The following is a 21285-nucleotide window of genomic DNA, read 5'->3' as shown; positions in this document are numbered from 1 at the left end:
CTAGATGCCCCATAGGGTTGGGCCTAGTCAACAATGCGGCAACTGGATATATGACGAGTATATTACCTTTTAACAATTATAATAGTAGTGAGCCCCTAATGAGTATTGATATCGCTAAGTATCCAACACTAGCGCTGGCAGAAACACCGGAAGAGCTTCGTTTGCTACCGAAAGAAAGCCTGCCTAAGCTATGTGATGAACTCAGGCAATTTTTACTTAGTAGTGTTGGTCGATCTAGCGGTCATTTTGCCTCTGGTTTAGGCGCCGTTGAACTCACCGTCGCATTACATTATGTCTATAAAACCCCTTTCGATAACCTCGTTTGGGATGTCGGTCATCAAGCCTACCCACATAAAATTTTGACGGGACGCCGCGATCGTATCGATACCATTCGCCAAAAAAATGGCTTACATCCCTTTCCTTGGCGTGATGAAAGTGAATATGACGTACTCAGTGTCGGCCACTCATCAACTTCAATCAGTGCCGGCTTAGGTATGGCTATTGCCGCTGAAAAAGAAGATAGGAATCGTAAAACCGTCTGTGTGATTGGTGACGGCGCAATTACTGCCGGCATGGCTTTTGAAGCGATGAACCATGCTGGTGATGTCGCGCCGGATATGTTAGTCATTCTTAATGACAATGAAATGTCTATTTCTGAGAATGTTGGAGCACTTAATAATCACCTTGCGCATTTACTTTCTGGCAAGCTTTATACCACCTTACGTGAAGGTGGAAAAAAAGTGTTCTCGAACATGCCGCCGATTAAAGAGCTCTTAAAGAAAACCGAAGAGCATATCAAAGGTATGGTTGTTCCAGGCACCATGTTTGAAGAGCTTGGTTTTAACTACATCGGTCCAGTTGATGGTCATGATGTTGTTGCGCTCGTACAGACGCTGAAAAATATGCGCGATCTAAAAGGCCCTCAATTCTTACATATCATGACCAAAAAAGGTCGTGGCTATGAACCAGCCGAAAAAGATCCAATTAGCTGGCATGCTGTGCCTAAATTTGACCCTAGCACTTTTACTTTACCTAAAAGCAAAGAAACGGGGCCTACATTCTCTAAAATTTTTGGCGATTGGCTGTGTGATGAAGCACAGAATGATAGCAAACTCATGGCGATCACACCTGCAATGCGTGAAGGTTCCGGTATGGTGCGTTTTTCAAAAGAGTACCCCGACCAGTACTTTGACGTTGCTATCGCCGAACAGCATGCGGTGACCTTTGCTGCTGGCTTAGCTATCGGAGGCTACAATCCTATTGTTGCAATTTACTCCACTTTCCTACAACGCGGCTACGACCAAGTGATCCACGATATCGCGATCCAAAAAGTGCCTGTTTTATTTGCTATTGATCGTGCTGGGATTGTTGGTGCAGATGGTCAGACTCATCAAGGTGCTTTTGATATCTCCTATCTCCGTTGTATCCCAACATTGGTGATCATGACGCCAAGTGATGAAAATGAATGTCGTCAAATGCTGCATACAGGCTACCACTATAAAGAAGGCCCAACTGCTGTTCGCTATCCTCGAGGAACAGGAACAGGTGCTGAGCTTCAACCTCTCGAAACCCTGCCGATTGGTAAAGGAGTCATTCGACGCCAAGGTGAGAAGGTGGCGATCCTCTGCTTTGGTACTTTGCTCAAGCATGCATTAGTTGCCGCTGAAGAACTTAATGCAACCGTGGTTGATATGCGTTTTGTGAAACCATTGGATGAAGAATTAATTTTGGAAATGGCAAATAGTCATGAAATGTTAGTGACGCTAGAAGAGAATGCCATCATGGGTGGTGCGGGTAGTGGTATTAACGAATTTCTGATGCGCGAGCGCAAGATGATCCCCGTATTAAACCTTGGATTACCTGACTTCTTTATTCCTCAAGGTAGTCAAGATGAGCTTATTGCAGATCTCGGTTTAGATAGCCAAGGCATTCTGAACGCTATCGAGCAGTATCAACAAAAACTGTAGTGTCTAAAATAGACAGGTATTGTTAGGGTAACAAGCAATACCTGTTTTTTCTTGGTACTTCATCCTATTCCCTCTGTGATTTAATGTTGAATTGCACTCATATTTTTTAATATCTCAGTATAAAATTAGCGGGATCATTAGTTAGATCAATTTCAAGCAAATTTCTTTTAAAAAGGATCTTGCTTTTATCTCAAATAAAGTTCAGTATGGATTTAACATCTATTTACCCTCATAAGAATTTTGTCAATATTGACATAAATATCTCATATTTATATGAGATCTACGCCTCATTTTTGTTTTAGCTGCCTTTTGGCAGCTTTCTTTTATGAATAAAAAATGACTTTTTATTCATACACTTAAAGAATACTTAATCCCCCTCTTCATATGTAAGTATTTATACTAATAAGCCTGTTTATTCTTTTATAGAAATTATCTCAGCATTATTTTGCCAGCAAAATATAAAATAAAATATTTTATGGATTCAAGATCCCTTTATAACGATCTGTTGCGATCAATAATAATAAAAAAGCCCGTGACAATGACTGACACGGGCTGATTTTTTTATGCGTTATTATCTAGGATTAATTATCAATATTTTCTAATACAAAATGATCAAATCCTTTTAATGCCACATCTACAACCTGATTATCACAATAATAACTGATCCCCTCAGATTGCGGTTTGATCTGCCCAATACAAGTAAAGTTGGCACCGGTATGCGCTAGTGCCATTTCGAGTGCACCACGGTTTATCTCAGGAACTGTGAAGCAAAGCTCATAATCCTCGCCGCCACTGAGAGACCAAATACGCGCTTGCTCTACGGAACAGTTTTGCTGTAATGCTTCAGAAAGCGGCAATGCATCAAGATTAATACGTGCACCACAGCCGCTAGCTTTCAAGATATGGTTTAGATCGGAAATTAATCCATCTGAAATATCAATGGCGGAAGAGGCCAGATTACGTAATGCTTGGCCTTGCAAAATACGTGGCTGAGGACGCAAATGGCGTCCCAGTAACCATGCTTTTTGCTTTTCATCTTGGATATCTAACCTGCCCTGCAATATTGCTAGACCGGCAGCGCTATCACCCAGTGTTCCCGTCACATATATCCAGTCTCCATTACGAGCCCCTGACCGTGACAATGCTTTTCCATGTGGCACTAAGCCATGTACCGTATAAGTTAAACTCATCGGGCCACGCGTGGTGTCTCCACCAATTAACTGCATACCGTAATAATTAATCTGCTCAAACAAGCTATCACTGAATTGCTCTAACCAATGGAGGTCAACATGAGGTAATGTAATCGCCAGTGAAACCCAAGCAGGATCCGCCCCCATCGCAGCAAGATCACTTAAATTAGAGGCTAATGATTTGTAGGCTAGATCCGCAGGGGAAATTTCAGGTAGGAAATGAATACCAGAAACCAGTGTATCAGTACTGACAGCAAGCTGCTGTTTTTCTGGTATGGTCATCAACGCACAGTCATCACCAATACCGATATTCACATCCCGTCGATTGGTAGTTTGACGGTTAAAGAAACGTGCGATGAGGTCAAATTCGCCATATGACATGGTAGCTTTTCCATTTTCGCTATGCCTAGTATCATATTTATCATGGATACATACGCATAAAATATAAAGATAGGCTGGAACCCAGCCTACCTCATTACTACTGTAGTATTACAGGAGGGAACCCTGATCAATGTTTATTTTTTACGACGAACAGCTGGCGCAGCCTTATCAAGTACACCATTAACAAATTTATGGCTATCTTCTGCACCGAATACTTTAGCAAGTTCAATGCCTTCATTAATAGCAACTTTATAAGGGACATCTTCACGGTAGCTAAGTTCATACATAGCAACACGTAAAATCGCTTTCTCTACCTGTCCCAGCTCTTCGAGTTGGCGAGATAAGAAAGGAGCCATGAGTTGATCCAATTTCGCAGCGTTATTCGCTACTCCAGATAACAGTTCACGAAAATAAATAACGTCAACGTCAGACATGTCCTGTTCAGCAATAAATTCATATTCCACATCGGAAACGTTATTACCGGATAATTGCCATGAATAGATGGCTTGCACAGCACACTCACGAGCGCGGCGACGAGCAGCAGGTTTCACAAGATTCCCCTTAAATAAAAACTAAATCAGCCTTTTACAGCTTTAAGTACATTAATCATTTCTAATGCTGTCAGTGCTGCTTCAGCACCTTTGTTACCAGCTTTAGTGCCAGCGCGTTCAATCGCTTGCTCAATATTCTCTGTGGTCAGAACACCAAAAGTGACAGGAATTTCACTGTTCATTGCTACATGAGATAGGCCTGAGCTACACTCTCCTGCAACAAACTCGAAATGGGCCGTTCCACCACGGATAACCGTGCCTAACGCAATGACTGCATCATATTTTTTCGTTTCAGCTAACGCTTTCACTGTTAATGGTAGCTCATAAGCCCCCGGTACCCACACAACAGTAATGTTGTCTTGAGAAACTTGGCCGATACGCTCTAAAGCATCAACAGCACCGTCCAGCAGACTATCATTAATAAAGTTGTTAAAACGAGCGATTGCAATGGCGACACGCGCTTGTGGCGCGGCAACAACACCTTTAATTACGTTCATAGCCTTCCTTTAATATTAATTATACTCGTCATGCTTCAGGTTGCAGCGTTTTACCTTACCTACGGTAAGAACCCCATTCGCCCTAGTCATACAGCGAACTATACATCTAGCGACGCTTTCACTTATTACCGAGCTGCACCTCGAATGATGAACAGTATACAACCCGTGGGGCGCGGATTTTATCACATTCTTTCATTAATCGCGTGGTTGAATTTTAGCAAAACGATAAAAAACTTTTATTACCACACGGGACGTAGTCTAACACGTAGATCATCACCAACCTTTTGCACATCCGTAAATGCAAATTTTGGCGCATCAGACAAATGCGCAAGGGCCGGAAAATTGACTAATCCGTGCGCGGTATCGCCTAGCAGTTTAGGTGCAATATAAACAATAAGCTCATCCACTAAACCGAGCTTAAGTAACGATCCGGCCAGTGTTGGTCCTGCTTCTACCCATATACTGTTCACATTACGCTTAGCGAGCTGCATCATCAGAATCACTAAATCAATGCCATTGTCGTCACTGGGTATCGCTAATTGTTCAACTTGCCCCTGCCATACGGCATCGACGTCAGGTTGTGGGCGTACAAGCCAACATTCACCTGATAATTGAGTCACCTTATGCTCTGCCGTGACTTTGTTCTGCTGATCCAACACAATTCGAATAGGCTGACGTACCGTCTTTTCTGGGTAAATAGTTTGTATATTTTCCGGTAACTCATTCCATCGAACAGTCAAAGAAGGATCATCTGCTAATACGGTACTGCTGGTACTTAAGATGGCGCTTGCCTGCGCTCGCAATACTTGAACATCCTGCCGAGCAGCGGCAGAGGTAATCCATTTACTTTCGCCAGAGGCAAGCGCTGTCTTACCATCAAGAGAGGCTGCCAGTTTCAATTGAACATAAGGGAATGCTGTACGCATGCGCTTGAGAAAGCCTTGATTTAATCGCTCAGCTTGCTCCATCAAAACCCCACTGGCCGTTTCGATACCGGCTTGAGACAGCATATATAGGCCACGACCTGCAACTTGTGGGTTAGGGTCTTGCATAGCGGCCACAACACGGCTAACACCGGCTTTAATTAAAGCTTCAGCACAAGGTGGTGTACGACCATGATGGCTACACGGCTCTAATGTGACATAGGCGGTTGCACCTTTTGCATTTTCCCCTGCCATACGCAAAGCATGAACTTCAGCGTGAGGCTCTCCAGCTTTCTGGTGGTAGCCTTCACCCACAATTTCACCATCACGTACAATAACACAGCCAACATTTGGGTTTGGTGACGTAGTAAAACGACCTTTTTGGGCAAGCTCAAGCGCCCGCGCCATGTAGATGCGGTCTTGTTCAATCATGTTATTAATCCTGTAATTTAGCGATTTCTTCGCCAAATTCCCGCACATCTTCAAAACTGCGGTAAACCGAGGCAAAACGGATATAAGCGACTTTATCCAACTTTTTCAACTCATCCATCACTAAATTACCAATCAATTTAGAAGGGATTTCTCTTTCACCCGTTGCACGGAGTTGTGATTTGATAGAAATAATCGCCTGTTCAACCGCATCTGCACTTACAGGGCGTTTTTCCAAGGCTTTTTGCATGCCTCGGCTAAGTTTTTCTTCATCAAACGGTTCACGTATTTCATCACTTTTAATTACCCGTGGCATAACAAGTTCAGCCACTTCAAAGGTGGTGAAGCGTTCATGGCAAAGCAGACATTGACGGCGCCTGCGCACTTGAGAGCCTTCACCAACTAGACGCGAGTCAATTACTTTCGTATCTACAGCTGAGCAAAATGGGCAGTGCATAGTGTTTCCTGATTCTTATTTCGGGTAAACAGTGTAACCCAGAGCTCAATAAAAAACACCCCGCAAGACTGTACATTTGCAGTCTAACGGGGTGTTTCACGTTTTTAGCTCGCTTTTCAAAACCCAAAAGATAGCGTTAATTGGCCTACTAGCATGACAGGCCTTCTGCTAAATCAGATTAAGGCAGTAAAGACTCTTGGTCTGCACCTTCTTTCTCAACTTTAGGAGGAAGTAAATGCTCACGTCTCATTCCCATCTTCAATGCTAATGCAGAAGCAACATAGATAGATGAGATAGTACCAATAGTGACACCAATCAACATTACCAATGAGAAGCCTTCTAACATTGCGCCACCAAATATATACAGCATCAAAACCACCAGTAATGTGGTTGCAGATGTCATAATGGTACGGCTTAATGTTTGGGTAAGAGAGACGTTCATGATTTCATAAGGTGTACCGCGACGGATCTTACGGAAATTTTCACGAATACGGTCAGATACTACGATACTGTCGTTCAGTGAATAACCAATAACAGACATCAATGACGCAACAATCGTCATATCGATCTCAATATGGAATAACGATAAGATACCTAATGTAATGATAACGTCATGGGCAAGTGCTAATACCGCACCCGCAGCGAGACGCCATTCAAAGCGGAAACCAACATAAATCAGAATACAGATAAGCGCGGTTAACAATGCCAGTGCGCCTGTTTGAGCCAATTCAGCGCCAACACTTGGCCCCACAAACTCAATCCGCTTAACTGTCGCCTGTTCATCAACATTTTTATTGATGATAGTGATGATCTCTTTACCAACTTCTTGACCCGCCACACCTTCGATAGGGGGTAGACGGATCATAATGTCACGGCTACTACCAAAGTTTTGGATCAGAGGGTCTTTGTGGTCCGTATTAGAAAGACTATCACGAATCTTATCCAAGTCAGCAGGCTGACTCAGGTTGATCTCGATTACCGTCCCTCCTGTGAAATCAAGTCCCCAGTTGAACCCTTTAACCCCGATGACCACAAAAGATGCGATCAGCAGTACGATAGAAATCCCAAAGGCAACGTTGTCCCAGCGCATAAAGTCATAGACTTTACGGCCATAGTTCAATTGTTCAACAGTATAATCCTGTGCCACAACGTGCTCCTTAAATTGACAGCTTGTTGATACGCTTACCACCATATAGCAGGTTCACGATAGCACGTGTACCGATAATGGCTGTAAACATAGAGGTGGCGACACCGATAGCTGTCGTAATTGCAAAGCCTTTGATTGACCCAGTTCCCACTGCATACAGAATAATGGCAGTGATAAGCGTAGTCAGGTTTGCGTCAATAATACTTGAGAATGCGCCTTTATAACCTTCATGAATAGATTGCTGGACGGAACGCCCATTACGCAATTCTTCTTTGATACGTTCGTTAATCAAAACGTTCGCATCAACGGCAACGGCAAGGGTCAACACAATCCCCGCAATACCAGGCATTGTCAGTGTTGCACCCGGTAACAGCGACATCACACCAACAATCATGATCAAGTTTGCAAATAGTGCAGTACTGGCAATCAAACCAAACTTACGATAGTAAATAATCATAAATAGAATTGATGCTAATAGGCCTGCCAAACACGCTTTCAAACCTTGTTCAATATTCTGCAAACCAAGCGTTGGACCAATGGTACGCTCTTCAACGATTTGGATTGGTGCAATTAACGCACCCGCACGTAACAGCAATGATAACTGGCGTGCTTCATTTGGATCATTGATACCGGTGATACGGAATTGACTACCGAAACGCGCTGAAATGTTCGCAGCGTTAATCACTTTCTCATCTTTCATCAAGATAGCGCGGCCTTCGGCATCTCGTTTACCACTGTCTTTATATTCAACAAACAGGGTTGCCATGAGTTTACCCTGATTATCACGAGTAAAATCAGACATGATAGAGCCACCAGCACTATCCAAACCGATGCTAACTTGAGGTGCACCGTTTTCATCACCGCCTGAAGTTGAGTCAGTGATATGGTCACCGGTCAAAATAACACGCTTATACAACACGTAAGGCACGCCATTTCGATCATACTTAACTTCGGAATCACCAGGCACACGTCCACTTTCAGCAGCCGATGGATCAACGCTTTGGTTGACTAAACGGAACTCTAGGGTTGCTGTTGCACCTAAAATTTCTTTAGCACGGGCGGTATCTTGAATACCCGGTAACTCAACAACAATACGCTCCGCACCTTGACGCTGAACTAAAGGTTCTGCAACCCCTAATTGGTTCACACGGTTACGAATGATAGTAATGTTTTGAGATACGGCATAGTTACGAGCCTCACGTAGACGCTCATCCGTCATGACAGCAGTCATGGTATTATTGCCACCATCAGAAAACACTAAGTCTTGGAATTTACGAGCCAATGTTTTCTCTGCTAGGCTACGGTCATCAGCGTTACGGAAACGGACTTCAACGCTGTAATTGTCGCCTTTACGGATAGAAGAGTACGGAATGCCTGCTTGGCGCAAGTCATTACGTATACCGTCCATGTTTTGTTCCTGCAATTTACCTAATGCAGTGTCCATATCAACTTCCATTAGGAAGTGAACCCCACCACGCAAGTCAAGGCCGAGTTTCATCGGCTCACCACCGATCATTTCAAGCCATTTCGGTGTTGCAGGTGCAAGGTTTAATGCAACAACGTATTGATCACCCAAGGCGCTAACTAAAGCTTCACGAGCGCGCAACTGAATATCTGAGTTGTTGAATCGGGCTAATACAGCCCCATTTTCCAAGGCAATAGACTTGCTTTGGATATTGTCTTTTTCTAACGTTTTTTGGACTTGGATCAGCGTTTGTTCATTGGCGGCGGTTCCCCGCACGCCAGTGATCTGAACAGCCGGATCCTCACCATATAGGTTTGGAAGCGCATAAAGCAGACCGATGAGGATCGCAGCGATCAGCATCAGATACTTCCACAAAGGATAACGGTTTAGCACGGCAGTTCCCTTCGGGAAAATCAGAAATTAAATAGCTTTCATTGTGCCTTTAGGTAAAACAGCAGCAACGAAATCACGTTTGATAGTTACTTCAGTGTTCTCACTGAGTTCAAGAACAACATAGCCTGTTTCAGAAACTTTGGTTACACGTCCGATCAAACCACCTGTTGTCAAAACTTCATCACCCTTCGTAATGGATTCCATCAGCTTACGGTGCTCTTTAGCACGTTTTTGCTGTGGACGTAGGATCATAAAATAGAAGATCAGGGCGAAAACGACGAGCATAATGACCATTGTGTACGGGCTACCCTGTGCTGGAGCGCCTGCAGATGCCGCTGCTTCAGAAATAAAAAAACTCATTCAACTTTCCTCATTGTTATTGAACGCTATTTAAAACATAAGTACAGCAAGGCTTAATATGCTACACAGATTAAGCCTATTTGGCACTTAAATTCATTCCATATTTAAAGAAGGTTGGCTTTTGCCAATCTTCTGGTAAAAATCTTGGGCAAACTGTTCAAAGTTACCCTCTTCAATCGCTTGACGAATGCCAGCCATCAAACGCTGATAATAACGTAAATTATGAATGGTATTTAGTCTTGCGCCAAGAATTTCATTACAACGGTCGAGATGATGTAAATAAGCTCGGCTATAATGGCGGCAAGTATAACAATCACATTCCGGATCGAGTGTTGAAGTATCTGATTTATACTTCGCATTACGAATTTTTACCACGCCATTAGTGACAAATAAATGTCCATTTCGTGCATTTCGAGTTGGCATCACACAATCGAACATATCGATACCACGGCGTACACCTTCGACTAAATCTTCAGGTTTACCGACACCCATAAGATAACGGGGTTTATCAGCTGGAATCTGTGGACATACATGCTCTAAAATACGGTGCATATCTTCTTTTGGCTCACCCACCGCGAGGCCGCCTACAGCGTACCCATCAAAACCAATTTCTACCAGCCCCTTAACCGAAATATCACGTAAATCTTCGTAAACACTCCCTTGGATAATGCCAAACAACGCATTCTTGTTGTTTAATTCGTCAAAACGTTGACGGCTACGCGCGGCCCAACGTAAAGACATCTCCATGGATGTTTTTGCATAATCCCAATCCGCGGGATATGGCGTACACTCATCAAAAATCATGACGATGTCCGAGCCAAGATCGTACTGAATTTCCATCGATTTTTCTGGGCTTAAGAAGACTTTTTCGCCATTGATTGGATTGCGGAAATGCACACCTTCCTCTTTAATTTTACGCATAGCGCCGAGACTAAAGACTTGAAAGCCGCCTGAATCTGTCAAGATCGGCCCTTGCCACTGCATGAAATCATGTAAATCCCCATGCAATTTCATAATCTCTTGCCCTGGGCGTAACCAGAGATGAAAGGTATTCCCAAGTAGGATTTGAGCGCCCGTTTCTTGTACTTCTTCAGGCGTCATTCCCTTGACCGTACCATAGGTACCCACAGGCATAAATGCCGGCGTTTCTACGACTCCGCGTTCAAACACTAAACGACCACGACGTGCATTGCCATCCGTGGTGTGTAATTCATATTTCACGTTTATTTCTCCTAGCACCAGAAAAACAGTCCGATGCTGATATTAACTTTACAGGCTAGTGGCGTTGCCATCGCCTAAATCAAACGACTCTCCAATCTGCTCTAAACGAGCACCGGGATTACGGGTGATAAACATAGCATCACCATAACTAAAGAAACGGTATTGTTGTGCTACCGCTTCTTTGTAAGCTTGCATAGTATGTTGGTATCCTGCAAAGGCAGAAACCAACATAATTAATGTCGATTCTGGTAGATGAAAGTTAGTAATCAACGCATCAATCACTTGATATTCATAACCTGGATAAATAAAGATTTGCGTATCATCAAAAAAAGGTGCGATTAAAGTGTCTTTACTGGCTTGAGCCGCACTTTCCAATGAGCGGACGGATGTCGTTCCTACCGCAATAACGCGATTACCTCGGGCCTTACAAGCCAATACCGCATCGACAACATCTTGGGGAACTTCCGCATATTCTGAATGCATGACATGGTCTTCAATGGTATCGACTCGCACGGGCTGGAACGTACCTGCACCTACATGCAATGTGACAAACGCCATTTCCACACCTTTTTCACGCAATGCTTCCAGCAAAGGCTCATCAAAATGTAATCCCGCTGTTGGTGCCGCAACAGCACCAGGGCGCTGACTATAAACAGTTTGATATAATTCTTTATCGGCTTCTTCGTCTGGACGATCGATATAAGGAGGTAACGGCATATGACCAATTTGATTGAGGATACTCAGCACGTCACGCTCATCATCAAATTGCACTTCAAACAAGGTATCATGACGAGCGACCATGGTCGCCTTGACGCTTTCGTCTTCACCTAAAATCAGCTCAGCACCTTCTTTTGGTGCTTTAGAAGCTCTGATATGCGCAAGCACGCGGTGCTCATCTAACATTCTTTCAACGAGCATTTCGATTTTACCACCACTCGCCTTACGGCCAAATAGCCTTGCTGGAATAACACGAGTATTGTTAAAAACGAGCAAGTCACCTGGCTCCAATTTCTCAAGAATATCAGTAAAAATGCCATGCGTGAGCTGCCCCGTTGGGCCATCAAGGCTAAGCAGCCTGCATGCGCTTCGCTGCGCTTGAGGATAGTGGGCAATTAATTCTTCAGGTAACTCAAAAGTAAAATCAGAAACACGCATTGTCTTAACTTCAATCTAAAAAAACAGGCGACTAGTCTAGTGCTGAGCACTCAAAGGCGCAAGAAATAAGCGTATTTTTGCTGAAAAAACTCCCCACATTTAACAAATATTTAGCAAAGTAGCCCTATTCCCTGTTTCTCTAAAGGGGCTATTATCGTTCTCTTTTGTTCGTCAATACCTAATGACAAAGCGGCTTACCACTCATTGACACTGCAAAACAGATAACCGTAGGTAGCTCAAACAATGTTTAAACAACGAACATCACTATAATTTGTTAAGCATCAGGTATATGATAAGGATCATGAACTTTCTCGCTCATTTACACTTGGCTTATACCGCTAACTCCTCATTACTCGGCAATATCATGGCTGATTTTGTACGTGGCAACCCTGAAGGCCTGTATGCGCCAGATGTCGTCGCGGGTATCATGATGCACCGAGCTGTTGATAAGGCAACGGATTCGCACCCTTTGGTCAAAGAGGCGCGTCTGCTATTCAGAACGGATTACCGGCGAGTCGCACCAATCACGTTAGATCTCGTATGGGATCATTTTCTGTCTTTGCATTGGTCTAAGGTTGAACCGCATATTAACCTAACTGACTTTATTCATTATGCTCGCCATCAAATAGAGCCAAACCTCTCCCATACTCCTGAAAAGTTTCAGGAGCTGAATGAGTTTCTTTGGCCGCAGCACTGGCTAACGCGCTATGCAGATAAAGCCTACATTGGTAAATCATTAAATGGTATGGCTCGCAGACGACCAAAATTACAAGCACTTAGTGGTTCATATGACGATTTTTTATTGCAATATGCGCAACTTGAAAAAATTTTTTTCCAGTTTTACCCGCAAATGATGGCGCTTGTGAAAAACTCACGCTTTTCTTAGACACCCTCATGCCATGACAAGCCGTTACATGATTTCGCAAAAATAATAGCCATAAATGAATGTTCGATTAAAACGTTTCCCGAACGGATTTTGCATTCACCCAATGAGTTACCTGCCCCGTTTTACTATCAAAATCAGAATCTAAACATTGAGCCTTAGAAAGGTAATCACTGCCTCTTGAGATCCCAATACCGTGATAGCCATAGATGCGAGCTTCTGGCACGACTTTTTGGGCTTCTATTTTGGCGTGAGCAGCTAGTGAATGAGTATGATTTTTATCAATTCGCTTTTTTTGTGTTAATTGGTTAAATGAGTCAAGTCTCTCAGCATCGGCGCTTTCACAAGCAGTCAATTTAATTTTTACATTGCTGGCGATTTTATTGCCTAGTGATGCATAGATTTCCTTCATCACATCTGCAACATGTTTTTGCCGACAACCTATTTTGCTCGTTTCATAGAGATAAGGCTGCCCTGCTTCACCATGCCCAATAACATAAATTGTGTCTATTTTTTGTGATGACTTTAACTCTAACTGCAATTGGTTCAATGCCTTATATTCCCCCAATACAGTCACTGCATTCTTATTGAGCGCTATACCACCTTGTAAAATCGCATCATGTACCGTTGCAAGCCCATGCTCTGCAATTAAAGGAGTCAATTTTTGGTCATAAACAGCCCCATTCTTTAACTTTCCTTGTAGCTCACTTTTTTTAAATTCCCTCACCGATTCTTGTAGCATCGGACGCAATAATTTCGAGCTCAATAAGGGTAATGCAGCTTTATTTTTCAAAACTCTAGGTGTATTGATTCTCAATGCTTGGCAAATCATATCTTGATGACCAAATGGACTATAAATAACCGCATTCTTCGAGGGTAAACTAAACGTCTCATTATTATTTTTTAATTTAATGATATTCGGCGCGACGGATAAGGTATTACTGTCCACCATAGTATTGTGATATCCGCTGCTCCTAACGGTCGCGTTTTGACTCACCTGATTCACAGGTTTAGCCGTTGGACGGTGGCTTTTTGTCTGACCGATGTGGGCGCTTTTGGGCGTCATAACAGACTCTGAGACTATTTTACCAATCATTCGTATACCTCTATGCTTCGCTAATGTATTTTTATCAATAAATTAAACTGCTAATAAATTCAGCATCAGACATAGTAGAAGCAATCAAGAACTGAATGATTTCATAAAACGCGGCTATGACGTAATTCAAGAGTAGAAAAGAGTCACAACATCAATAAATATCATCTATCAATATTAATTTAGTTATAAAGATCAATAAATTAAAAAACCTATTAATATCAATGCAAAATTTAAGCTTGCACTTCACAACAATCAAACTATCTTATTGTTATTAATCTGATAAATTGTTACAATCAATAGGTAAAAACTATCACAACGATTGGTATTTATACCTTTATTCTTTGTAGGGAATTTCATATTCTCTCTTGAGATATAGCCCAAATATTTTGAGCTGCTTGTAGGCGGAAAATAATCACCCCCCCTAACAGCACCATTGAGTGCGCAGGGAGTTTAGTGAACCCCACACCTAAGCAGTTTACATTATTATGGGTATAAAACCTTTAATTAACACTCATAGGAGTAAATTATGGTTCTGGTAACACGTCAAGCCCCTGATTTTACCGCAGCAGCTGTTCTAGGTAACGGTGAAATTGTTGATAACTTCAACCTGAAAAAACACCTAAACGGCCGCCCAGCAGTGATCTTCTTCTGGCCAATGGACTTCACTTTCGTTTGCCCTTCTGAGTTGATCGCATTCGATCATCGTTATGATGAATTCAAAAAACGCGGCGTTGAAATCGTTGGTGTTTCTTTTGACTCTGAATTCGTTCACAACGCATGGCGTAAAACACCGGTTGATAACGGTGGTATTGGTGAAGTTAAATACCCAATGGTTGCTGATATCAAACGCGAAATTATGAAAGCTTACGGCATTGAACACCCAGAAGCAGGTGTTGCTCTGCGTGGTTCTTTCTTAGTCGATAAAAATGGTGTTGTTCGCCACCAAGTCGTTAACGACCTGCCACTAGGCCGTAACATCGATGAAATGCTGCGTATGGTTGATGCGCTGCAATTCCACGAAGAGCACGGTGATGTTTGCCCAGCTCAGTGGGAAAAAGGTAAAGAAGGTATGAATGCATCTCCTAAAGGTGTTGCAGACTACCTGACTAAAAACGCAACGGGTCTGTAATTAGATCTTTTCAGTTTTTATGGGCCAGCATAATTTTATGCTGGCCTTTTAGGTATCATTCTCATTTTCCCTGTTATTTCCTTCTGTTTTTTCTTCCTTTTTTAAATATCTCAGACCAGAAAATTCTCAATTGAAGATAAAAAACCATATATCAAATGATATATAGCGCCTCATACTTTCATGTGGTGAATATTTATAATATGGTTACATTTATCAACAAATAGTTACATTCACTATTGAATAAGCCTTATTGAATTTAATGATATTTTTGGGGTAAGTCTGTTAATCATCTATATCTCGATACGTAAATTATTTTTATATCAAATAGTTACAAAAATATCGTCATCATAGTCGTTATAATGATCTTTATAACAGCAATAAATATACGTAAGTCGATTAGGATAGGAATACAATGAAATTTAAAATGTTAGCTTCTCTTGCAATTGCAGCGACTTTCCTCGCTGGCTGCGATAATAACCAAACTGCTTCTGAAAGTAATTTCAAAAAGTCTATTCAAGATTATCTCGATACTAAACCGGCTATTTGTATTAATACAGGAGCCTTTCCTGCGGGGTTTTTAGCACAATCAAATGCGACAAAAATAGAACAATTAAACAGTTTAGTTGATGCTGGGCTATTAAATAAATCAGAAAAAGAAATTGTCATCAAGGATATGTGGGGCAAAGAAAAATCAGGTGAGGGCGTTGAATTTACACTGACTAATGAAGGTCAAAAATTCTTTGATGAAACCAAGGCTGAATTTTCAGGACGAGGGAGTTTCTGTACAGGTAAACTCGTTGTAACGGAAGTGACCAACTTTACTGAGCCAGCTGAACGTGGCGGGCAAAAAATTTCTATCGCTAACTTCAAACAAAAAATTGAAGATGTTGCGCCATGGGCTAAAAATGAAAAAGTCATCGCCGCATACCCACAAATCAAATCAGCCCAAGAACGCGCTGAAAAATCGCAGCAATCACCACTAGTGCTGACGAACAATGGTTGGATCCACATCGCATTATTCAATGCAAAATAAGTTAACTCATTTCGGTAGAGCTCTCGCCTAGGGCTCTACTCTTCCCTTCTCTAGGCTCGAGAATAAAATTTATTTCCTCTCATTTTAATCATATTCTCATACCGATCTCTCGGCCTGCTCATCTATTTTGTGCTATACATAAAATACACAATTGATTAACAAATTGACCCATTTAGTCATTTGTGTCACACAACATCATAATAACCCTATACTATTTTAATTATCGGGAGATACGAATGATAAAAACATCATGGCGCCCTTCTGCCTTATTACTTTCGCTACTTATCTCACCTCAGCTGTTTGCAGCCTCAGAGCCAGCAGTGGAAGCCAAAAAAGGGATGGTGGTATCTTCCCAGCACTTAGCCTCTCAAATTGGCGCTGATATTCTTAATTCAGGTGGGAATGCTGTCGATGCTGCCGTGGCTGTAGGTTACGCTCAAGCGGTCGTAAACCCATGCTGCGGTAATATTGGTGGAGGCGGTTTTATGACTCTCCACCTTGCTGATGGTAAAGATATTTTTATCAACTTCCGTGAAACTGCCCCTGATGCGGCTAGTGCCAATATGTACTTAGATAACAATGGCAACTTAATAGAAGGCGCAAGTCTTTACGGTTACTTAGCATCTGGCGTCCCCGGAACAGTAAAAGGGCTTGATTACGCGCTCGAAAAATACGGTTCAATGAGCCGCCAGCAAGTGATGGCACCCGCCATTAAATTAGCCCGAGAGGGCTTTGTTTTAACACGGGCGGATACCGATGTTCTCGATACAACCACTGAACGATTTAAGCAGGACCCTGAAGTCGCGCGTATCTTTTTAAAACCGGATGGTAGCCCTTTCCAACCCGGTGATTTGCTCGTTCAAACTGACCTAGCAAATACCCTCGAAAAAATTGCTAAAGAAGGCCCTAGCGCCTTTTATGAAGGAGAGATCCCGAAAATTGTTGAGGAAGCATCGAAAAAGAACGGCGGAATACTCACCGCTAAAGATTTCGCTAATTATACAATCACCGATACCACCCCTGTTAGCTGTACCTATCGCGGCTATAAGTTCATTTCAGCACCGCCACCAAGCTCAGGGGGAGTGACGATTTGCCAAACGCTCAACATCTTAGAAGGCTATGACCTCAAAGAAATGGGTTTTAACTCGGCAGAATATATCCATACACTAACTGAAGCGATGCGCCATGCCTATATGGATAGAAATACCTTCTTAGGCGACCCTGCCTTCGTTAAGAATCCAACGGATAAATTGTTAAGTAAAGCCTACGCTGACGAGCTACGCAAAGAGATCAAACCAGGTCAAGCGACACCATCAACACAAGTGCAGCCGGGTGTCGGGCCTCACGAAAAACCTGAAACCACTCACTACTCTGTGGTCGATGATAAAGGCAATGCGGTATCCACGACTTATACCATTAATGGTCGCTTCGGTTCTGTAGTCATCCCACCGGGTACGGGCTTCTTCTTAAATGATGAAATGGATGATTTCACGACTAAAGTCGGTGAAAAAAATCTGTATGGATTAGTCCAAGGGGAAAGAAATTCGATTGCTCCGGGTAAACGACCATTGTCATCAATGAGCCCAACTATCGTGACGAAAGATGGCAATGTATACCTTGTGCTAGGCTCTCCTGGCGGCTCACGGATCATATCCATCACATTACAAACTGCATTGAACATTATCGACCATGGCATGCCTCCTCAAGAAGCCGTTAATGCACCACGTATTCATCATCAATGGTTACCAGACGAGGTTTACTATGAAGAACGAGGAGTATCTAAAGATAGCTTAGCCTTACTCGATAAAATGGGCTATAAAATGGTTGAACAAACGCCATGGGGAGCTGCTGAGCTAATTATGGTGCCAGTGCCGGATGCGAAAGGCGCTAAAACAGACTCCTCAGGTAATGACGCAGCCGTCTCAGGTAAAGTTCGCCAAGGCTATATTTACGGTTCCAACGATGTTCGCCGTCCAGCAGGAAGTGCTGTTGGCGTGAATTAATCTTCCCCAAAAAAGCGGGAGCCATCCCGCTTTAGACTGCTGCCAAACCTATTATGTTTGGCAGCAAGTCGAATAGGTTATTGAAAATAAACGAGGAAAATCAATTTATTGATTTTCGGCTGATAACACAAAGTGGGAAAAACCACACTTTTATCCCACTTTGTCAACGACCTCAAGCGGGAGCCATCCCGCTTTTTAATATTAGAGATCAGAATATTCCTTTGCGGTTATTGATTCATCTTCCAAGAGGAACGTGTCTCTTTTTTTGAAAGACGCTTATTCAGCGTTTCATATAATTCCATAATATACAATTAACAAAGGAATTATTATGATCAACACATTTCCAAAAAACGAGGCTCCTTCCGCCCTTGTTTTCACTAATCATAATACTCGCTCAACGAAAAGTTCAGCAGACTCATCCCCTCAGAGATTACAGCCCAACCACGTTGACAGTATCAGCAATACAAATGAATCTTATACATTCCCATTAAATGGCCGTTTTATTCATTTTAATAAAGAAAAATTACTGACTGATTATCAACAGCATAGCAATACCGAATTAATAAAAGGTGTTAGACGTGAACTTAAGGCACAACTTAAAAGTGTCAATAAATTAGATAGACTTAAGCACCCGCAAAGAACCCTTAGAATGATGGATATACTCTCACACTTAAAACAACCGAAGAGTCATCAAGAAGGAAAAATTCATTCGCGATATCAATCAAACAACCAAATCGTTCAAATCCTGATGGAAGAAGGACGTCAGCAACATGCTCAGCTGGAAAGATCACTCGCTATAGCTAGGACTATCAATACAGCAGTGTGCGCTACGATTGAAGAATGGAGAGCCAATCACCAATCTACTACCATTACGCTGACACCCGTAGAAATCGAACAAATAAAAAGTAAAGTGTTAGATGCGGTGATAACCAAATTTGAATTAACCGATGAACATATTAATTTAAAAGATAGTTCTCCCTACACCGCATATCATGTCGCAATGAATTCATATAGTAAGGCGATTAAAACCATTGATTTTAATACACAAGGGCTCACAGAAAGCCAAAAGCGTGAAAACGCACAAAGTATGACAAAAGAGATCAATACCATCATCACAACCCTTGGCAATAACATTATCAACCATGTGATGACAGAATTTGAAAACGGTAAGGTGTTCAATCTTCATGAAATTAAGCAGTACGCTTCAGAGGTCACCCAAGAACAGCTCAATCATCTAGCGCCTTGCGCCTCAACAAAATCAACAGCGAATATTCCTCAACCAACACAGCTTCAGTTCTCAACATACGGTATTCATGGGGAATATGATGAAATAACTGACGTGTAAGCCAATTTTACCGATAGCTTATATTTAACAGTAAAAAGGAGCCATTAGGCTCCTTTTTACTGTGAATCCTTTCGCCATTAAACAGGTTTATGCGCCTTACTTGGCTCAATCATTCGGTCACACACTGCCGCGACAGCTAACACAATCACAGAGGGCAACAGCCACGCTAAATCTTGCTGATATAGTGGGATAGCCGTCATCCAATCAGGAATATAGGTTTTCAAATGCTCAGAAGCTTTGGCAGCCCCCACTAACCCAACAATAAAACTGGTTAACATCGTAGGAGCAATGACCACACTTGGATTACGCCACCATTTCAATGTGAAGCTGAGTAAGATCAAAACAATACATGGAGGATAAATCGCGACAAGCACAGGCACTGAAAAGGCAATCAATTTACTCAAACCAAGGTTAGAGACCACCATGGAAAACACCCCCAGTATGAGTACTAATGTGCGATAAGAAATGGGGACATATCGACTAAAGAACTCTGCGCAAGCACAAGTCAGCCCAACAGCAGTCACCATACAGGCAACAAAAATCAGTACCGCAAGGAAAAAGCTACCGTAATTACCAAATGTATACTGAACATAGGCATGCAAAATATCCGCACCATCCTGTGGGTTTGGGATAATAGAAGCGCTATTTTCGCCCAATTTAAATAGGGATAGATAAACCAGTGTCAACAATAGACCCGCAATCAAACCTGCCCACATGGTATAGCGCGTCAACAACGACGAATTCTCAATGCCGCGTGAACGGGCTGCATTAACGATAACGATACCGAACACCATTGCACCCAATGTGTCCATCGTTAGATAACCGTTAATGAAACCATTCGAAAATGCCATCTCTCGATATTCATCCGTTGATGGTATTGGTTGACCCGCTGGCCACAATACTGCCGCAACCCCTAAAATGGCCAAAGCAAGCATTTTGACCGGTGCCAATATATGTCCAACACTATCTAATAACTTGCCTGGATACAGTGAAATACCAATAACCAAAACAAAGTAAATTGCGCTGTAAATCAATAATGAGATGTCAGATTCACCACCCAATAATGGTGCAATACCCACTTTATAAGACACTGTAGCAGTACGTGGCGTGGCAAATAAAGGTCCCACAGAGAGGTAAGCGACAACCGCTAGCAATAAGCCTGCTGTTTTTCCTACTGGAGTACTCAGTGCCTCAATGCCCCCTCCAACTTTGGCTAATGCCACGACCGTTAAAACGGGGAGACCGACACCTGTAACAAGGAACCCTAATGCAGCCGTCCAAACTTGTTCACCTGCTTGTAAACCAACCATAGGCGGAAATATGATATTTCCAGCCCCCACAAAAAGCGCAAAGGTCATAAAACCTAAAGCAAGAATATCTCTGGATGTTAAACGATGAGCCATATTTTATGTTGAATCTATGTAACAATGTTAATAAATATAGAGTCACTAATAAGTAACTCTTTGAATTATAAGTGGCGGTATAGAATTCTAATTAACAAGATGATAAACAATACAATCTGTATGTTTTATCACATCAGGCAAGATTAAAAATCAAAAAACAGAAAAAATCGCCAATAACTGGCTACAAGTAAAACTTTTATAGGGAAAAAAGGCAAGAGCAAAGCGAAAAACAAGAATAAAACTCTAAAGTATTTTTT

The 21285-nt window shown here is 42.3% G+C and carries 18 protein-coding genes; 6 read left to right on the top strand and 12 right to left on the bottom strand.

The features are described 5' to 3' along the window. Positions 1-98: 98 nt before the first annotated feature. Positions 99-1967 (top strand): 1-deoxy-D-xylulose-5-phosphate synthase, encoded by a 1869-nt coding sequence (gene dxs / locus M1F03_RS03595; RefSeq protein WP_251465110.1) that lies wholly within the window; start codon positions 99-101, stop codon positions 1965-1967. 581 nt (positions 1968-2548) lie between these two features. On the opposite strand, the gene thiL is transcribed toward dxs, so the two are convergent. From thiL to queA, 10 genes are all read right to left on the bottom strand, one after another. After that, positions 2549-3538, bottom strand: coding sequence for a thiamine-phosphate kinase (thiL, locus tag M1F03_RS03590; protein WP_154624255.1), 990 nt, complete (start codon positions 3536-3538; stop codon positions 2549-2551). A 134-nt stretch (positions 3539-3672) separates the two neighbouring features. Beyond that, positions 3673-4089: a transcription antitermination factor NusB gene (nusB, locus tag M1F03_RS03585; RefSeq protein ID WP_163860710.1), complete on the bottom strand. Its 417-nt coding sequence runs from the start codon at positions 4087-4089 to the stop codon at positions 3673-3675. A 26-nt stretch (positions 4090-4115) separates the two neighbouring features. Beyond that, the gene (ribE, locus tag M1F03_RS03580; protein WP_154624256.1) at positions 4116-4586 is read right to left on the bottom strand and encodes a 6,7-dimethyl-8-ribityllumazine synthase; all 471 of its coding nucleotides are present in this window, start codon (positions 4584-4586) and stop codon (positions 4116-4118) included. Between the two features lie 239 nt (positions 4587-4825). Beyond that, entirely contained in the window at positions 4826-5941 is a 1116-nt protein-coding gene (gene ribD / locus M1F03_RS03575) for a bifunctional diaminohydroxyphosphoribosylaminopyrimidine deaminase/5-amino-6-(5-phosphoribosylamino)uracil reductase RibD (RefSeq protein WP_154624257.1), read from the bottom strand. Positions 5942-5945: 4 nt separating this feature from the next. Then, positions 5946-6395, bottom strand: coding sequence for a transcriptional regulator NrdR (gene nrdR, locus M1F03_RS03570; RefSeq protein ID WP_154624258.1), 450 nt, complete (start codon positions 6393-6395; stop codon positions 5946-5948). Positions 6396-6573: 178 nt separating this feature from the next. Beyond that, positions 6574-7542 carry a protein translocase subunit SecF gene (gene secF, locus M1F03_RS03565; RefSeq protein WP_163860709.1) on the bottom strand — a complete coding sequence of 323 codons (969 nt, stop codon included), beginning with the start codon at positions 7540-7542 and terminating at the stop codon, positions 6574-6576. A gap of 10 nt (positions 7543-7552) precedes the next feature. Continuing rightward, positions 7553-9400, bottom strand: coding sequence for a protein translocase subunit SecD (gene secD, locus M1F03_RS03560; RefSeq protein WP_163860708.1), 1848 nt, complete (start codon positions 9398-9400; stop codon positions 7553-7555). Positions 9401-9427: 27 nt separating this feature from the next. Then, positions 9428-9760 carry a preprotein translocase subunit YajC gene (gene yajC / locus M1F03_RS03555; protein WP_004905542.1) on the bottom strand — a complete coding sequence of 111 codons (333 nt, stop codon included), beginning with the start codon at positions 9758-9760 and terminating at the stop codon, positions 9428-9430. Between the two features lie 93 nt (positions 9761-9853). After that, the gene (tgt, locus tag M1F03_RS03550; RefSeq protein ID WP_163860707.1) at positions 9854-10981 is read right to left on the bottom strand and encodes a tRNA guanosine(34) transglycosylase Tgt; all 1128 of its coding nucleotides are present in this window, start codon (positions 10979-10981) and stop codon (positions 9854-9856) included. Between the two features lie 48 nt (positions 10982-11029). Continuing rightward, the gene (queA, locus tag M1F03_RS03545) at positions 11030-12136 is read right to left on the bottom strand and encodes a tRNA preQ1(34) S-adenosylmethionine ribosyltransferase-isomerase QueA (RefSeq protein ID WP_251465109.1); all 1107 of its coding nucleotides are present in this window, start codon (positions 12134-12136) and stop codon (positions 11030-11032) included. A 301-nt stretch (positions 12137-12437) separates the two neighbouring features. Between queA and M1F03_RS03540 the strand changes: the two genes are divergently transcribed. Further along, the gene (locus M1F03_RS03540) at positions 12438-13022 is read left to right on the top strand and encodes an ACP phosphodiesterase (RefSeq protein ID WP_154624262.1); all 585 of its coding nucleotides are present in this window, start codon (positions 12438-12440) and stop codon (positions 13020-13022) included. 67 nt (positions 13023-13089) lie between these two features. On the opposite strand, the gene M1F03_RS03535 is transcribed toward M1F03_RS03540, so the two are convergent. After that, on the bottom strand, positions 13090-14115 hold the full coding sequence (locus M1F03_RS03535; RefSeq protein ID WP_251465107.1) for a hypothetical protein: 1026 nt from the start codon (positions 14113-14115) through the stop codon (positions 13090-13092). A 526-nt stretch (positions 14116-14641) separates the two neighbouring features. Between M1F03_RS03535 and M1F03_RS03530 the strand changes: the two genes are divergently transcribed. From M1F03_RS03530 to M1F03_RS03515, 4 genes are all read left to right on the top strand, one after another. Beyond that, the gene (locus M1F03_RS03530) at positions 14642-15244 is read left to right on the top strand and encodes a peroxiredoxin C (RefSeq protein WP_154624264.1); all 603 of its coding nucleotides are present in this window, start codon (positions 14642-14644) and stop codon (positions 15242-15244) included. A gap of 412 nt (positions 15245-15656) precedes the next feature. Next, entirely contained in the window at positions 15657-16277 is a 621-nt protein-coding gene (locus tag M1F03_RS03525; RefSeq protein ID WP_163860704.1) for a hypothetical protein, read from the top strand. A gap of 236 nt (positions 16278-16513) precedes the next feature. Beyond that, positions 16514-18280: a gamma-glutamyltransferase gene (gene ggt, locus M1F03_RS03520; RefSeq protein WP_154624266.1), complete on the top strand. Its 1767-nt coding sequence runs from the start codon at positions 16514-16516 to the stop codon at positions 18278-18280. A 328-nt stretch (positions 18281-18608) separates the two neighbouring features. After that, on the top strand, positions 18609-19625 hold the full coding sequence (locus M1F03_RS03515; protein WP_251465105.1) for a hypothetical protein: 1017 nt from the start codon (positions 18609-18611) through the stop codon (positions 19623-19625). Between the two features lie 77 nt (positions 19626-19702). On the opposite strand, the gene brnQ is transcribed toward M1F03_RS03515, so the two are convergent. Next, positions 19703-21028: a branched-chain amino acid transport system II carrier protein gene (gene brnQ, locus M1F03_RS03510; RefSeq protein WP_154624268.1), complete on the bottom strand. Its 1326-nt coding sequence runs from the start codon at positions 21026-21028 to the stop codon at positions 19703-19705. Positions 21029-21285 lie beyond the last annotated feature (257 nt).

Source organism: Providencia sp. PROV080, assembly GCF_033688105.1.
GTDB lineage: Bacteria > Pseudomonadota > Gammaproteobacteria > Enterobacterales > Enterobacteriaceae > Providencia > Providencia zhejiangensis.
Note: the sequence above shows the minus strand (reverse complement) of the source record. Positions and strands in the feature narration are given on the sequence as shown.

Bases quoted from the DNA above. Each gene is read 5' to 3' on its own strand.
- dxs (WP_251465110.1), top strand. From the start codon at position 99: ATGAGTATTGATATCGCTAAGTATCCAACACTAGCGCTGGCAGAAACA.
- thiL (WP_154624255.1), bottom strand. From the start codon at position 3,538: ATGTCATATGGCGAATTTGACCTCATCGCACGTTTCTTTAACCGTCAA.
- ribE (WP_154624256.1), bottom strand. From the start codon at position 4,586: ATGAACGTAATTAAAGGTGTTGTTGCCGCGCCACAAGCGCGTGTCGCC.
- ribD (WP_154624257.1), bottom strand. From the start codon at position 5,941: ATGATTGAACAAGACCGCATCTACATGGCGCGGGCGCTTGAGCTTGCC.
- nrdR (WP_154624258.1), bottom strand. From the start codon at position 6,395: ATGCACTGCCCATTTTGCTCAGCTGTAGATACGAAAGTAATTGACTCG.
- yajC (WP_004905542.1), bottom strand. From the start codon at position 9,760: ATGAGTTTTTTTATTTCTGAAGCAGCGGCATCTGCAGGCGCTCCAGCA.
- queA (WP_251465109.1), bottom strand. From the start codon at position 12,136: ATGCGTGTTTCTGATTTTACTTTTGAGTTACCTGAAGAATTAATTGCC.
- M1F03_RS03540 (WP_154624262.1), top strand. From the start codon at position 12,438: ATGAACTTTCTCGCTCATTTACACTTGGCTTATACCGCTAACTCCTCA.
- M1F03_RS03535 (WP_251465107.1), bottom strand. From the start codon at position 14,115: ATGATTGGTAAAATAGTCTCAGAGTCTGTTATGACGCCCAAAAGCGCC.
- M1F03_RS03530 (WP_154624264.1), top strand. From the start codon at position 14,642: ATGGTTCTGGTAACACGTCAAGCCCCTGATTTTACCGCAGCAGCTGTT.
- M1F03_RS03525 (WP_163860704.1), top strand. From the start codon at position 15,657: ATGAAATTTAAAATGTTAGCTTCTCTTGCAATTGCAGCGACTTTCCTC.
- ggt (WP_154624266.1), top strand. From the start codon at position 16,514: ATGATAAAAACATCATGGCGCCCTTCTGCCTTATTACTTTCGCTACTT.
- M1F03_RS03515 (WP_251465105.1), top strand. From the start codon at position 18,609: ATGATCAACACATTTCCAAAAAACGAGGCTCCTTCCGCCCTTGTTTTC.
- brnQ (WP_154624268.1), bottom strand. From the start codon at position 21,028: ATGGCTCATCGTTTAACATCCAGAGATATTCTTGCTTTAGGTTTTATG.